General features: G+C 29.6%; 12 protein-coding genes. 11 read left to right on the top strand and 1 reads right to left on the bottom strand.

Features of this window, described 5'->3' with window-relative positions; genetic code table 11:
* The 11 genes from malQ to E6248_RS05670 form a co-directional block, all read left to right on the top strand.
* A partial coding sequence (gene malQ / locus E6248_RS05720; protein ID WP_316339855.1) for a 4-alpha-glucanotransferase occupies window positions 1-1,338 on the top strand: 1,338 nt, incomplete at its 5' end.
* Window positions 1,339-1,343: 5 nt separating this feature from the next.
* Entirely contained in the window at window positions 1,344-3,788 is a 2,445-nt protein-coding gene (locus tag E6248_RS05715; protein ID WP_316339854.1) for a glycogen/starch/alpha-glucan phosphorylase, read from the top strand.
* A 63-nt stretch (window positions 3,789-3,851) separates the two neighbouring features.
* A complete protein-coding gene (locus E6248_RS05710) occupies window positions 3,852-5,162 on the top strand; it encodes a hypothetical protein (RefSeq protein ID WP_316339853.1) in 1,311 nt (436 codons plus the stop codon).
* A 62-nt stretch (window positions 5,163-5,224) separates the two neighbouring features.
* Window positions 5,225-5,710 (top strand): hypothetical protein, encoded by a 486-nt coding sequence (locus E6248_RS05705; RefSeq protein ID WP_316339852.1) that lies wholly within the window; start codon window positions 5,225-5,227, stop codon window positions 5,708-5,710.
* Between the two features lie 14 nt (window positions 5,711-5,724).
* Window positions 5,725-7,812 (top strand): ABC transporter permease subunit, encoded by a 2,088-nt coding sequence (locus E6248_RS05700; protein WP_316339851.1) that lies wholly within the window; start codon window positions 5,725-5,727, stop codon window positions 7,810-7,812.
* A gap of 2 nt (window positions 7,813-7,814) precedes the next feature.
* The gene (locus E6248_RS05695; RefSeq protein ID WP_316339850.1) at window positions 7,815-8,714 is read left to right on the top strand and encodes an ABC transporter permease subunit; all 900 of its coding nucleotides are present in this window, start codon (window positions 7,815-7,817) and stop codon (window positions 8,712-8,714) included.
* Between the two features lie 10 nt (window positions 8,715-8,724).
* A complete protein-coding gene (locus E6248_RS05690) occupies window positions 8,725-9,810 on the top strand; it encodes an ABC transporter ATP-binding protein (protein ID WP_396335133.1) in 1,086 nt (361 codons plus the stop codon).
* Between the two features lie 741 nt (window positions 9,811-10,551).
* Window positions 10,552-12,627 (top strand): elongation factor G, encoded by a 2,076-nt coding sequence (gene fusA / locus E6248_RS05685; RefSeq protein ID WP_316339847.1) that lies wholly within the window; start codon window positions 10,552-10,554, stop codon window positions 12,625-12,627.
* A gap of 130 nt (window positions 12,628-12,757) precedes the next feature.
* Window positions 12,758-12,994, top strand: coding sequence for a hypothetical protein (locus E6248_RS05680; RefSeq protein ID WP_316339846.1), 237 nt, complete (start codon window positions 12,758-12,760; stop codon window positions 12,992-12,994).
* A 128-nt stretch (window positions 12,995-13,122) separates the two neighbouring features.
* Window positions 13,123-14,361 carry a competence/damage-inducible protein A gene (locus E6248_RS05675; protein WP_316339845.1) on the top strand — a complete coding sequence of 413 codons (1,239 nt, stop codon included), beginning with the start codon at window positions 13,123-13,125 and terminating at the stop codon, window positions 14,359-14,361.
* A gap of 195 nt (window positions 14,362-14,556) precedes the next feature.
* Entirely contained in the window at window positions 14,557-15,504 is a 948-nt protein-coding gene (locus tag E6248_RS05670; RefSeq protein ID WP_316339844.1) for a type II CAAX endopeptidase family protein, read from the top strand.
* 33 nt (window positions 15,505-15,537) lie between these two features.
* Here E6248_RS05670 and E6248_RS05665 read toward each other — a convergent pair whose 3' ends face one another.
* Window positions 15,538-15,963, bottom strand: coding sequence for a hypothetical protein (locus E6248_RS05665; protein WP_316339843.1), 426 nt, complete (start codon window positions 15,961-15,963; stop codon window positions 15,538-15,540).
* Between the last annotated feature and the right edge of the window lie 24 nt (window positions 15,964-15,987).

The following is a 15,987-nucleotide window of genomic DNA, read 5'->3' as shown; positions in this document are numbered from 1 at the left end:
CCTACAAGTTATGGTGATTCACCATATCAATCATTTTCAACATTTGCAGGTAATCCTTACTTTATTGATTTAGACTTATTAACTAAAGACGGATTATTAAAGCAGGAAGAAATAAATCCAATAGATTTTGGCAAAGACAATAGATACATTGATTATGGGAAAATATATCTAAGTAGATATAAAGTTTTAAAAATAGCATTTAATAGGTTTAATAAGAATAATAAAGAATATGAAGAGTTTAAGGAATCTAATAAGTTTTGGATTTATGATTATGCTTTATTTATGGCTTTAAAGGATTATAATGGCGGTAAAACATGGACTAGCTGGAATGAGGACATAAGAAGAAGAGAACAAGAAGCTCTTATTAAATACTCAACTCTTTTAAAGGATGAGATAGAATTTCAAATGTTTATGCAATTTAAATTCTATGAGCAATGGAATATCTTAAGAAGTTATGCTAAAGAGAAAGGGATTGAAATAATAGGAGATATTCCGATATATGTTGCAGAAGATAGTTCTGATGTATGGTCTAATCCAAAGTTATTTATGTTAGATAAAGATTTAATTCCTACTAAGGTTGCAGGATGCCCACCAGATGCATTTTCTGAAACAGGCCAATTATGGGGGAACCCAATATATAATTGGAGAGCACATAAAGAAGAAGGATTTAATTGGTGGATTGAAAGAGTAAAATCATCCTTAGCCTTATTCGATATAGTAAGAATAGATCATTTTAGGGGGTTTGCTGGATATTGGTCAATATCTTATGAGGATGAGACAGCAGCTAATGGAAAGTGGGAAGTTGGACCAGGTATAGAATTATTTGATGCAATTAAAAAAGAGCTTGGAGATATAAATGTAATTGCAGAGGATTTAGGATATATAACAGAAGATGTTAAACGATTACTTGATTATTGTGGATTTCCTAGTATGAAAGTTTTACAATTTGCCTTTGATCCTGAAGGTGACAGTGAGTATTTACCACATAATTATAATAAGAATACAGTTGTTTATACTGGAACTCATGACAATGATACTATTAAGGGATGGATTGAAAGCTTAAGTGAATCAGAAAAAGAGTTTTGTATGGCTTATACAGGAATGAAGAATGAAGATGATACTTGGGCTATAGTTAAAACTGCTATAGCAAGTACAGCGGAAACTGCAATAATTCAGATACAAGATATATTAGATATAGGCTCAGAAGGTAGAATAAATATTCCGTCCACTATTGGATTAAATTGGAGATGGAGGATGGATAAAAATCATCTTACTGATGGATTGGCAAATAAACTTAAAAGCCTGAGCACATTATATAGAAGGAATATGAAGGAGTAGTTTAAATGCAAATAAACAGTTTAATGGAAAAGATAAAAGAGGGTCTTCTTAGGGATTATGATAGAGAAGTAGATAGAGCTTCAGTACAAGAAGTTCATAATGTAGTTGCAAAGATAGCAATTACAGAAATATCTAAGGCTTGGCATGAATCAGAAAATAGATTTAATAATAATCGTCATGCATACTTTTTATCAGCAGAATTTTTAATGGGAAGAGCAGTTCAAAATAACTTAATATGTATGGGGATATATGATGAAGTAAAAGAGGCCTTGAATCAATTAGGATTTGATATTAATAAATTTGAAGAAATTGAAGATATGGCATTAGGAAATGGTGGACTTGGAAGACTTGCAGCTTGTTTCTTAGATAGTGCAGCAAGCGTTAATGTTCCTCTAAAAGGATATGGTATTAGATATAAATATGGTCTCTTTAAACAGAAAATAGAAGATGGATTCCAAAAGGAATATGCAGATAATTGGACTAGTTTTGGTGACGAATGGAGTCTTAGAAGATTCGAAGATTCAATTAAAATTAAGTTTAATGATTTAGAAGTTTTAGCTGTACCATATGATATGCCGATTATAGGATATGAAAATAATAATATTGGAACATTAAGACTATGGCAAAGTGAAGCTACAGAGGATTTTGACTTTGAATTATTTAATAACTGTAAATATGACGAGGCGATTAGAAATAAGACAATTGCTGAAAATATTTCAGCAGGCTTGTATCCAAATGATAATACTTATGAAGGTAAAGTATTAAGGTTTAGACAACAATACTTCTTCTCTAGTGCATCATTACAAGACCTTATAAGAAAGTACAAAGAGCTTCATGGAAAAGATTTTAGTAAATTGGTTAGTTTAAATACTATTCAATTAAATGATACTCATCCAGTTATAGCAATTCCAGAGTTTATTAGATTAATGACTTTAGAAAACAATGTAGAGTTTGATGATGCATTTAATATGGCTAAAGAAATTTTCAATTATACTAATCATACAGTTATGGCAGAAGCTTTAGAAAAATGGGATGTTAATTTAGTAAAGGATTTAGTACCAGAAGTATATGAAGTAATTGAAAAAATAAATGAAAAGCTAATTGAAGAGCTTACTGATTTAAAGGTGAAAAAAGAAGATTTAGATAAGTATGAGGTTATTAAGGATAATCAAGTCCATATGGCTAGATTAGCTACTTATATTGGTAAGTATATAAATGGTGTAGCAGAGATTCATAGTGAAATATTAAAAAAGGATACTTTAAAAGAATGGTATGAAATTTATCCAGATAAGTTCCAAAATAAAACTAATGGGATTACTCAAAGAAGATGGCTAGCAAGTTGTAATAAGGAATTAACAGAGCTTTACAGTAGGCTACTGGGAGATAAGAGTTTCTTAAAGGATTTATCAAAGCTTAAGGAATTAGAAAAGTATTCTGATAATAAAGATATTATAGATGAATTTATTCAAATAAAGAAGAATAAGAAAAGAGAACTAATTGATTATATTTATAAACATGAAGGAATAAAATTAGAAGAACATTTTATATTAGATGTTCAAATAAAGAGACTTCATGAGTATAAGAGACAGTTTATGAATGCTTTATCAATTTTAGATATTTACTTTAGGTTAAAGGATGGGGAATTAAAAGATTTTACTCCAACAGCATTTATATTTGGAGGAAAAGCAGCTCCAGGATATGCTAGAGCAAAGGCAATAATTAAATTTATAAATGAAATAGCAAACTTAATTAATAATGATAAAGATGTTCAAGATAAATTAAAAGTTGTTTTCGTACAAAATTACAATGTTTCATATGCAGAAAAGCTTATACCAGGAGCAAATGTGTCTGAACAAATTTCCACAGCCGGTACTGAAGCATCTGGAACAGGTAATATGAAGTTTATGCTTAATGGAGCAGTAACTTTAGGAACATACGATGGAGCTAATATTGAGATAGTAAGAGAAGCTGGAGAAGAAAATAATTATATCTTTGGTGCAACAGAAGAAGAAGTTTTAAGAATTAAAGATAGTTATGATCCAGTTGAAATTTACAATAAGGATAAACACATAAAGAGAGTAATTGATACCTTAATAGACGGAACATTCAGTGATGGATATGAAGAGGAAGAGGTAACTGAAGTAAAAGATGTAGTAGAAGAAGTTATAGATGAAAATATAGAAAAAGAAACAGTAGAAGAAAAATTAATAGAAGGAACTTTTAAAGAGTTATATTATGCATTGCTAAACGGTACTCATTGGCATCAAGCAGATCATTATTTTATCTTAAATGACCTAGAAAGGTATTTTAATGCTAGAATAAAATTAAGTAATGATTTTAAAAATGAGTATGAATTTGCAAGAAAATGTTTTATAAACTCAGTAAATGCAGGATTCTTTAGTTCAGATAGAACAATTAAAGAGTATGCAGAAGAGATTTGGAAATTATAGTATTAAAAGAAAGTTATTAAATTTAATATATAACTTAAATTATGTTATGGAGGAGTTAGAATTATGAAGAGAAAAAAACTTTTATCAACAGTTTTATTAGGTATTATGTCAATGAGCCTAGTTGCATGTGGTAGTAATGGAGATAAAAATACAGGGGAAGCAACACCTGCTGACAACGAAGCTACAATTACAGTTCAAGTAGAAAAAGAATGGGTACCTTATTATAACCAAGTAAAAGAAAGAGTATTAAAGGAATATCCAAAAGCAACTATAAACTTTAATGAAGTTGGATCATTTGATCATTTAGATGCTCTTGATAAGACTGATGCAACAAATCCAGATATAGCAGATGTATTTGCACTTCCAGCAGATAGATTATATGGACTAGCAAATAATAATGTGTTAGCCCCTATGGATGCTAAGGCAATGGCAGAAAAGGTTGGAGGGTTTAAAGATTTTGATGGAGGCTTAGGTGGAAACTTTAAAGTTGGTGATGATTACCTAGCTTTCCCATATAATATTGAAACATTAATAGCATATGTTAATAAGGAAAATGCAGCAGCAGCAAATATAGATACAAGCAAGGATATCGAATTCACAAGCCTTGATTTTGGAAAAATGTTAGTATCAGCTCATGACGCTTGGTTTGGAGTAGCATTTGCTAATTCAGCTAATTTTGAATTCTTAGATAAAGCTGATGATGGTACATTAACAACAGATGGTACTAAAGCATGGGCTGATTTATCAGCAGATCAAAAGGGATTATTCGAAGCTTTATATAACTACTGGAAACCTCACTATGAAAACAATACTGACCTTTGGGACAAAGATGCTGTTTCAGGTTACTTAGATGCACAATTCTCAGCTGCTAATGGTGCTGCTATTAGAATAGATGGACCATGGGCAACTACTGGATTACAAGATAAAGTAGGTGCTGATAACTTAGAAGTAGTTCCATTATCACAAATCACTGTAAATGGAAAAGCTCTTAACCAATGGAAAGGCGGATGGGGCCTTGGTATTAATGCAAGAGTTGAAGAAGATGCAGATCAAATGGCTTTAGCTCAAAGCTTTATTATGGAAGTAGTTAACCCTACTTATGCAAAAGACTTATTTAATTCAACTGGTAAGATTTTAGAAAATGTTGAAGCTTCTGCTTATGATGGAATTGGCGGAATGAATGAAAAAGTAATTAAAGCTACTTATGCTTCATATGAAGGTGCAGTAAACAGACCATTATTCATAGAGTATGGTAAGGTTTGGGATACATGGCAAAATGCTTTATTATCATGGTCAGGACAAAAACCTGCAAATGCTGAAGAAGCTTACAAACAAGTACAAGCATCTTTCGAAGCTATGATGGGAAGCTATTAATAGAAAGAAAAATTGAAAAGGAGACATTTGTTCTCCTTTTCTATTAATTAAGGAGGAAACAGATGAGAGAGACAACTATGATGAACAAAAGGATATTTTATTTAATTGTAGGATTATGTGCAGTGATTATTATGTCATATTCATTAGAAGCGTTTGCAAAGGCAAAGGATATAGGGCTATTTGAAAGCTGGCTTAACAACCCTAACTTGAATATAGATAGAAGTCAAAGCATGGATGAAAGTTATTCACTTTATCTTACTACGATTTTATCTGTTTTCTTCATTAGAATTATAACCCCAGTGGCATTAAGTCTAAATACATACTTTGCTTTTATAAAACTTAAGGTTAATAAACTATTTATACTTATATGGACTATTTTAATTATTGGTTTATTTGCCCTTACATTAATAGGAGAGGCATATTTTTCACTTTTCCTTATTATCAGTGGAATTTGCTACTTAGGTATATTGGTTACTTTAATGTATTTATGGAAGGAAATTAATAATGAGAATAATATTAAAATTACAAGCAAGATACAGCAAGGTTAAAGGGGGAAGTAGTATTGAAAATATTAAGTAGGTATTTATATGATAATTTGGATAGAGAATATGAAAGAAAAAATTTATATTTAAAAGAAGTAGCTACCTTGCAAGAAAAAATTAAAGAATCAAGTAAAGAAGAAAAAGTTAAGCTTAATGCAGAGCTACAAGAAATAAAGAAAAATAAAAATAATAATAGTTATATAAAAAAGTTAAATGACTTTAAAGAAAAGGAAAAGTCACTTTTAAAGGAATTAGAAGAAAAATCAAAATCACTTAAAATTACTAATGGGACTTCTATTAAGAAGGTTGATGAGTTAGAAGTTAGGTTATTTAAGGCTCATGAAAAAGAAAAATTTTATAAATCATATGTTGAATTAACTTATGATGCAGAACTTATTTATAAACAATGTAAAATAGAAATAGAGCAAATTCCACCAGTAATTGAATTTGCAAAGGAAAGCAAGAGAGAATTAGATGAAGCTAAAAAGGCTTTAGAAAAAATATCTCCAGAAGAAGAAAAGACTTTTAAGGAAGAATTTGATGCTTTTAAGATTCAGGAAAAGCAGCTATTAAAAGATAATATAAAAACTGTTAAATCTAGAACTAGTGAAGGTCTTATTTCTGATAAGGCAAAAGATGAATCTATTAAAAGATTAAAAAGAGTAACGAAGGAAAGAATCTTAGTTAAATCCTTTGAATCAAAAAAGAATTATTACTCAGAAATAGTAAAAAATAAAAAGCATGAGTTAAGTAGGATTCTAAAACAAAAAATTAAAACTGTGAATATTAATGTATCAGATATTAGAAGAGTTGTACCAGTAGAAGTGGAAAAGACTGTTCCAATAGCATCATATATAACATTTTTATTCCCGGGACTTGGTCAACTGTTGAATAAACAGTACACAAAAGCGATTATAATGTTCTTAGCAACAATATATATATATGTAATTGCAATTCCATATGCTTTAGGTTTTGGTAACTATAGAGGTAACGGGATTGCGGGGCTTATTACTTTAGCAAAAGATGCAGGAAGATTAGATAGATCTATAATCTTTATGGTTGAAGGTATAGTGGCAGTAGTTTTCTTAACAATTGCATTGATTCTTATGATTTTATCCTTTAAAGATGCTAATAAAGTTGAGAAAGATACAATTAAAGGGGTAAGATATAGAGTTTGGTATGAAACTAAGCAAAGCTTATCAGAAGATGGATTACCATACTTAGTATCACTTCCAGCATTAATAATTATAGTGTTTATAGTTTTTGTTCCAGTGGCAACAACAATCCTTTTATCATTTACAGGAATGGATCCACAAAACCAAGCTAAATTTGGATGGGATGTACTAAGAAATTATAAGATGATTTTATTAGGACAAGGAATGGCAGGATCAATATTTTGGAAGATATTAGGTTGGACAATCATATGGACAATAGGAGCAACTTCCTTAGGAATATTCCTTGGATTTGCATTAGCACTATTACTTAATAATGAAAGAATAAAAGGAAAAACATTCTTTAGATCAATTTATTTACTACCATGGGCAGTTCCAGCATTTATTACTATAATGTTCTTTAGTATTTTATCATCTCCAAATGGAGCTTTGACAGAATTATTAAGAGGAGTATTTGGGCCTGGCTTCCAGATAAAAAATGATCCTTTTGTAACAAAAGTAGTACTAATTTGCATTCAAGGATGGCTTGGAAGTTCATATATATTCTTATTAGCAACAGGAGTACTACAATCTATAAATAAAGAGTTATATGAGGCAGCAGACATAGATGGAGCAAGTTCCTTTAGAAAGTTAACTAAGATAACAATTCCTCTAGTATTATTCCAAACAGCTCCATTACTAGTAGGACAATATACATTTAACTTTAATAACTTCTCTAATATATATTTATTTAACTCTGGAGGACCATTTAATCCAGTTTCATATGGTAACCTAGCTGGAGAAACAGATATTCTTATATCTTATATTTATAAGTTAACAATGGAAAATCAATACCAAGCATTAGGAGCTGCAATAACTATTTTAATTTCTATTGCTCTTATGATAGTTTCTTATATTGGATATAGAAATACTGATGCATTTAGGAAGGAGAAGTAGTAATGAGCATTTTTAATAAGAAAAAGAAAAATGATTTATATTTATCAGACAAGCCACCATTAACAATGATGGGCAAAGTAGGAATTGGGATAACTTACGTAATATTAATAATATGGGCATTACTAATTATAGTTCCTATCTCACAAATTATTATATCTTCTTTTAATGGTGTACAAGGGAAATACTTAATTTTAAATGATGGATTTGAATTTAGTTTAGATCATTTCAGGCATTTGTTTAATGATACTTTGTATTTGAAATGGATGGCAAATACATTATATATAGGAATAGCTACAGCTATTTTAACAGTTATAGTAATATCATTTACTGGTTATGCTTATTCAAGATATAGATTTAAAGGTAAGAAGATGTCTCTTATGGCAATAATGTTAATTCAAACTATACCAACATTTGCAGGGATAACAGCATATTTTACAATGCACTCAATTGTAAGTGATGTAATTCCAGTCTTTAGTCGTCAAATGATGCTAATTCTAATATATGCTGGTGGAGGGATAGCAAGTAACACCTTTTTACTTAAAGGCTACTTAGATTCAATATCAACAGAGTTAGATGATGCAGCTAAAATTGATGGATGTTCAGGAATGCAAATATATAGGCTTATAATAATGCCAATAGCAAGACCAATGCTTGCAATAATTGCATTATGGTCATTTATAGGACCATTTATGGATTTCTTACTACCAAAAGTATTATTGACTTCACCAGAGGACTATACTTTAGCTGCTGGATTATTTACTTTAGTTAATGACGTAAGAACAATAAACGAACCAGCCTTTGCAGCAGGTGGTCTACTAACAGCAATTCCAATTGTAATATTATTCTTAGCACTACAAAAACAATTGGTATCAGGTCTTTCTAATGGTGCAACTAAAGGATAGGAGAGTGTAGATTATGAAAGTAACATTAAAGAATATAGGAAAGAAATATGAAAGCAGAGAAGAATTTACTTTAAGAAATATTAATCTTGAAATAGATGATAAAGATTTTTGTGTTATATTAGGACCTTCAGGTTGTGGTAAAACAACACTATTACGTATGATAGCTGGTTTAAACTCAATTACAGAAGGAGACTTAATCTTTGATGATAAGAGAGTTAATAAATTAGCATCTAAGGATAGAGATATAGCTATGGTATTTCAAAGTTACGCTCTATATCCACATATGACAGTTTATGATAATATGGCATTTTCTTTAAGCATGAGAAAAGAAAGAAAAAATATAATAAATGAACGTGTAACAGAAGCAGCGAAACTTTTACAAATAGAACAATATTTACAGTCTAAGCCATCTGATATATCTGGTGGACAAAGACAGAGAGTTGCATTAGGAAGAGCTATTGTTAGAAAACCAAAGGTATTCCTAATGGATGAACCCCTATCTAACTTGGATGCAAAGCTTCGTGAGCATATGAGAATAGAGCTTGTTAGAATTCATAAACAAATGGAGACTACAACAATTTACGTAACTCATGACCAAGTTGAAGCAATGACAATGGCAACAAAGATAATACTTATGAATGATGGAAAGATTCAACAAGTAGGTAAACCAACAGAGTTTTATGAAAGACCTCAAAATATGTTTGTAGCAAGATTTATTGGATCTCCAACTATAAACATGATAAGAGGAAAAATGAAGGATGGTAAGTTTATTTCTGAAGATGGAATAATAAAGGTTACACCTAATGAAGTAGATAAAAAAGCCCTAAAAAATTATGATGGAAAAGATGTTTTCCTTGGAATTCGTTCTGAAAGATTTTTAAGTGGTAAAAATGAGGAATCCTTTGAAGGTATAATTGATGTTATCGAAGTATTAGGTAAAGAGAAAACTTTATTTGTAAAGCTTAAGAGTGGAAAAGACCTTAATATTACTGTACCAGGTCATTATAAATATGAAATGGGTGAATCTCATAACTTTGGATTAGATGTTGATGCATTACATTTCTTTGATGCTGAAACACAAGAAAGAATAAACTAAGAGTGCTATGCGCAGTGAAGAATGAATAATGAAGAATTAAGAATGAAAAATTGAGGAGAAAACTTCGTAGGAGTTTTTGAAAATAAAAAATTCAGTAATTCTGTAAGAATTACATCAATAATTGTTAACTATTAATTGCTAATTATAAAAAAGGGTTGTCTTTAAGACAACCCTTTCTTTGCATTATTCTACATATGTACTAGTTTAATAAAAGGTAAAAATTTTATTGCAACGTATATAGTCTTTTTTACCTATCTTTTTAATATTTATAGATAATATAGAAGATTTTAATGATATTAAATTAAATATACTAATTATTAAACAAATAGACTGAATATTCTGGATAATACAAAAAATATATGTTATTCTATAATTATCTTATAGCTTATAAAAAAGATTACTAAAGATGTTCTATGCACAGATGACTTTTAATTATTAAATAATATATAAGTTGTAGTGAAGTTTTTATAGTTATTAATTTATATTTCATATGAAAAATATCTCTAAAATGAAATTGTATATTCAACTTATATACAAAATAGAAATATATATGCTTTCAATTGATGTGATTTATTTCAAAAATATTTTTTGCTTAAGATTCTATAAGTATAAAAAATGCAGATTATTTATTGAAACATATATATGTATTAAAGCATAAGTAAAAATAGTTTCAAAAGCTAATTAGATATTAAATGAAAGGCAGGTGAAATCATAATATTTGTAAAAGTATTATGAGGTAATATGAAAAATTACACTATAAAAAATTTAAGGAATATTGGTTTAATAGGACATGGAGGATCAGGGAAGACATCTTTAATAGAAGCTTTGTTATTTCATACTGGAAATATAGATAGGCTAGGTAAAGTAGAAGATGGAACAACAGTTACAGATTTTGACCCAGAGGAAAAGAAAAGGAAGATTTCTCTTTCAGTAGCTATAGCTCCAATTGAATTCCAGGAAACTAAAATTAATTTAGTAGATATACCTGGATACTTTGATTTCTCAGGGGAAATGATTCAGGGAATGAGGGCAGTTGATATTGCAACTATATTAGTTTCAGGAGTTTCAGGAGTTAAGGTTGGAACAGAAAAGGCTTGGGATTATTGTAATAAAATAAAATTACCAAGATCATTCTTTATTAATAAATTAGATAGAGAAAACTCCAGTTATGATAAAACCCTGGCTCAGTTAAAAGAAAGGTTCGGAATAAGTGTAGTTCCAATACAATATCCTATAGGAAGTGAAGATAACTTCAAGGGTGTAATAAATGTAATATCTAAAAAAGCAAGAATACATGATGAAAAGACTAATGAAATAAGAGAAGTTGATGTTCCAGAAGAATTATTAGAAAAGATAGATGAATGTAAGAGAATGATAATGGAAGCAGTAGCAGAGACAAACGAGGAGCTTCTAGATAAATACTTTAGTGAAGGCGAATTAAGTGATGAAGAAATTTATAATGGATTAATAGAGGGATCAGCTAGTGGAGATATTGCACCTGTAATGTGTGGTAGTGCTTCTAAGGCAATAGGTATGAGATGTTTCCTTGAAGATGTAGTAGAATGCTTCCCATCACCTAAATACGCAATTCCACAAAAGGCACTTGATGTTAAGAATGATGAAGAGGTTTTCATAGGCCTTGATGAAAATAAGCCATTTTCAGCTTTAGTATTTAAAACTATAGCCGATCCATTTGTAGGTAAGATGTCTTTATTTAGAGTTGTTACTGGAAAATTATCTAATGAAATTACAGTAGTAAATGCTAATAAAGATAAAACTGAAAAGCTATCTAATATTTTCTTTATGAAAGGAAAGAGTCAAATACCTACTAAAGAGGTGGTAGCTGGAGATATAGCTGCAGTTGCAAAGCTTCAATATACTGAAACTGGAGATACCTTATGTGATATAAATAATAAAGTGATTTTTGATAAGATGAACTTTCCGAGGCCTAATATATCTATGGCAGTATTACCTAAGGCTAAAGGAGATGAAGATAAAATATCATCTGCACTACAAAAGTTATTAGAAGAAGATCCTACATTCTCTGTAAATAGAGATACAGAAAATGCAGAGACAATAATATCTGGAGTAGGAGAAACTCATTTAGAAGTTATAGCTAGTAAACTTAAAAATAAATTTGGAGCAGAAGTTATATTAAGACTTCCAAAGATACCTTATAGAGAAACAATTAAGGGCATAGCAGATGTGCAAGGAAAACATAAAAAGCAATCTGGTGGTCATGGACAATATGGTGATGTAAAGATTAAGTTTGAACCTAGAAGAGATGGAGAAAGTGATTTAGAGTTTGTAGATAATGTAGTAGGTGGAGTTGTTCCTAGGAACTATATACCTGCTGTTGAAAAGGGTTTAAGAGAATGTATGGATAAAGGTGTTTTAGCAGGATATCCTGTAGTAGGATTAAGAGCTACCTTACATGATGGCTCATATCATCCAGTAGACTCTTCAGAAATGGCATTTAAACTTGCTACTTCTATTGCTTATAAGAAGGGATTAGAACAAGCAAAGCCTATACTATTAGAGCCTATTTTGAAGGTAGAAATTTTAGTTCCAGATGAATATATGGGAGACATTATAGGAGATATAAATAAGAGAAGAGGAAGAGTGTTAGGAATGGAGCAAGAAGGAAATCTTCAAAAAGTAAATGCTGAAGTGCCTCTTTCAGAAATGTTTAAATACTCAACTGATTTAAGATCAATGACTCAAGCAAGAGGAAGCTTTACAAGTGAGATTGAAAGATATGAAGAAGTTCCAGAACTTGAGGCTAAAAAAATTATAGAAGAGATTGTAAAAAATTAACTTCAGTTATTGTGAATAAATAGAAGAATAGTATGAAAAAATAAATAAGTACAAATGGTTCAATTAATAATGTACGGTATTATAATTTTATATACTATTCAAATACAAATGAAAAGCTAGGAGGATTGCTATGCCAGACTATAGGATGGATGTAAATGGTGAGCTTGGGCTTAGTGAATATAGTAATATCTTTGACTATATGGGAGTTGTAGACAAAAGAGATAATTTCACAATAACTTTAGATAACGCCAAAGAAGATAATATAAATATAATTACATCGATGCTTAAAGATAGTAAGTTTTCCATTATACACGAAGGTGTTGATGATAGTGGAAAGTACTGTATAAATGCTAATAAGCAAGAGTAATAAAATAATTAATTATTAATTGGGCTGTCTTTGTGACAGCCCTTAATTTTGTTAAAGCTATATAAAAATTGTTATAATATAAATATTTATGGTAAAATATAGTGTATTACTAATGGAAGGTGATTATAATGAAAGCAGAATTAATATCAATAGGAACTGAATTATTATTAGGCGATATAGTAAATACAAATGCACAATTTTTAGCAAAGGAACTTGCTACTTTAGGGATTGATGTATATCATCAATGTGTTATTGGTGATAATGAAGATAGAATATTACAAGGCTTTAAGGAAGCCTTTGATAGATGCGATATAATTATTACTACAGGAGGTCTTGGACCTACACAAGATGATTTAACTAAGGAGCTTGCAGCTAAATATTTTAATAAAGAAATGTATTTACATGAAGAATCTTTAGAATGGATAGGAAGATACTTAAATATAAAAGATGAAGAAGTTCTAGAAGCTAATAAAAATCAAGCATATATTCCAGAGGGGGCAATAGTTCTACATAATGATAATGGAACAGCACCAGGAGTTATTATAGAAGAAGATAATAAGATTTTAATAATACTTCCAGGACCTCCAAAAGAAATGAAGGCAATGTTTAGCAATCATGTTGTTAAATACCTTGAAAAGTTAACTGGTAAGGTAATTAAATCTAGAACATTAAGGATATTTGGAATTGGTGAAAGCATAATGGCAAAGAGGATTAATAATATTATTCAAAATAGTACTAATCCTACAGTAGCACCTTATGCTAAGGATTATGAAGTAACATTAAGAGTAACAGCAAAGGAAGACTGTGAAGAAAAATGTGAAGCGTTAATAGGACCAAAATGTGAAGAAATAAAATCAATTCTAGGTGAATATATTTATGGAGAAGGAGAAGAATCCTTAGATTTAGTTGTGGCTAAGTTAATATGTGAAAAGAAGCTGACAATAGCTACAGCAGAATCATGTACTGGTGGAATGATTGCTTCATCATTAGTTTCTTATCCAGGTATATCAGAAGTATTTATGGAAGGTGCAGTAACTTACTCAAATGAAGCTAAGGTAAGAAGGCTTGGAGTAAAGGAAGAAACTTTAAATAAATATGGTGCAGTTAGTGAAGAAACAGCAAAGGAAATGGCTGAAGGTATAGCTAGGGAAGCTAATACAGATATAGGAATAGCTACTACAGGTATTGCAGGTCCAGGTGGCGGAACGGAAGAAAAGCCAGTAGGATTAGTTTATGTTGGAGTATTTATTAAAGGAAAGACTATAGTAGAAAAGTTAAATCTATCAGGAAATAGAGAAGCTGTTAGAAGGAAGGCAACTATGAATGCCTTAAATATATTAAGAAAAGAATTAACAAGGAATTATTAAAAAAAATAATCCCCTTAACTCTTTATGAATAAGGGGATTATTTCTTTATATAAAAAAAATGGGGGAGAGGCGATTAACTGTGGAAACTTTCTCGCTTCATTTATAATTATGTACAGTAACAATGTCTTTTATACAGTAAAATGAGATTATTATAAATTTTAGATTAATTAACTTAATTAAGTGAAAGGAGAAAAGATGAGTAAGGTATTAAGATCTAGTTTATATTTTTTATTTATATTAGTAGCACAAGCTTTAGGGCCGAGTTTTCTAATAGTACTATATAGAATGTTAGGAATATCAGATCCTAAACTAATATTATTCTTAAATCATCTTATTATATTAATAATACCAGCTATAATATTTTTACTAATAAGTAAGGAGCCAGCTAAGAAGACATTAAGGTTAAATAAGTTACATTGGCAAGATACTTTATTAGTTATCTTATTAGGGTTTGTGGTACAACCAGTTATGACTTTTCTATCTCTTATTACAGTATTTTTCTTTAATAATAATGCTGGAGAATTTATGGGGAGTATTGTTTCAGCTCCATATCCATTATTATTAGCAGTAATGGCATTATTACCAACTATATCAGAAGAAATTACACTAAGAGGAATAATTTTATCAGGATATAATAATAAAAATAGATATGTTGCAGCAGCTATTACAGGACTATTCTTTGGAATCTTACATTTAGATCCTCAGCAATTTTTATATACAGCAGCATTAGGGTTTATTTTCGCTTTAGTAGTAAGAATTACAGATAGTATTTATTCTTCTATGATAATTCATTTCATAATTAATGGTACATCAGTCACTATGTTAAAGATAACAGAATTAATTAAAAATGTATTACCTATAGCAAATGAAACTGCAGAAACTACACTTAAGAATATAAGTTCATCAGAAAAGTTATTTTTATTTATATTTTACGGAACTATAGCTATAATATTTTCTGTTTTTGTTTTCTTAATAATCTATTGGTTAGATAAGATAAATAAAAAGAGAGAATTAACAAGGGGATTAGAAGAAGTAGTTGAATTTAATAATGAAAATAAACCTGTTAAAAAAGAAAGAGTAATTAATATTCCAGTTATACTAGCAATAGTATTTTATGTAGGATTGATGGTTCTAGTAAATTAAAAATAAGGCTGCTAAATAAAAGCAGCCTTATTTTCAATTCTTTGATACAGAAGAACTATTACTATAAAATATAGAGACATCCTTTGAATTAATCCAGCCCCTACAATTAATATCATCACTAGTAGGTAAGTTTACATAAAACCAAGTTTCACTATAGCAATCAGCACAATCTAAAACTCCAGCTTCAATAGAAGAAATAGTAGTTCTTAGAACTATTGAAGAGCTAAGGGGAGATAAGTATAAATTAGTATTTGGTTTTATAGAGCAAGATTTATAAGTAGGGATTGAAAACTTAACGATAACTTTTTCAGGATTTATCCTTTTATTACTATTATAATTACTATAAGATTTTCTTCGAGAAATCAATAATTGTTTTCTTAATAGTTCTATTTTTTTATTATAGTAATAGTAGGTAAATAACAAAGCTGAGATTAATAAGATAAATATAAAATACTTCATAAATAACTCCAAGTAGTACTATAG

Origin of the sequence: Clostridium sp. (assembly GCF_032552055.1) — a bacterium.
Lineage (GTDB): Bacteria > Bacillota > Clostridia > Clostridiales > Clostridiaceae > Clostridium.
This window is presented reverse-complemented; position numbering and strand designations above follow the sequence as displayed.

Excerpts from the sequence above, each read along its gene's own strand:
- E6248_RS05715 (WP_316339854.1), top strand. The coding sequence starts at position 1,344 with ATGCAAATAAACAGTTTAATGGAAAAGATAAAAGAGGGTCTTCTTAGG.
- E6248_RS05710 (WP_316339853.1), top strand. The coding sequence starts at position 3,852 with ATGAAGAGAAAAAAACTTTTATCAACAGTTTTATTAGGTATTATGTCA.
- E6248_RS05705 (WP_316339852.1), top strand. The coding sequence starts at position 5,225 with ATGAGAGAGACAACTATGATGAACAAAAGGATATTTTATTTAATTGTA.
- E6248_RS05695 (WP_316339850.1), top strand. The coding sequence starts at position 7,815 with ATGAGCATTTTTAATAAGAAAAAGAAAAATGATTTATATTTATCAGAC.
- fusA (WP_316339847.1), top strand. The coding sequence starts at position 10,552 with ATGAAAAATTACACTATAAAAAATTTAAGGAATATTGGTTTAATAGGA.
- E6248_RS05680 (WP_316339846.1), top strand. The coding sequence starts at position 12,758 with ATGCCAGACTATAGGATGGATGTAAATGGTGAGCTTGGGCTTAGTGAA.
- E6248_RS05675 (WP_316339845.1), top strand. The coding sequence starts at position 13,123 with ATGAAAGCAGAATTAATATCAATAGGAACTGAATTATTATTAGGCGAT.
- E6248_RS05670 (WP_316339844.1), top strand. The coding sequence starts at position 14,557 with ATGAGTAAGGTATTAAGATCTAGTTTATATTTTTTATTTATATTAGTA.
- E6248_RS05665 (WP_316339843.1), bottom strand. The coding sequence starts at position 15,963 with ATGAAGTATTTTATATTTATCTTATTAATCTCAGCTTTGTTATTTACC.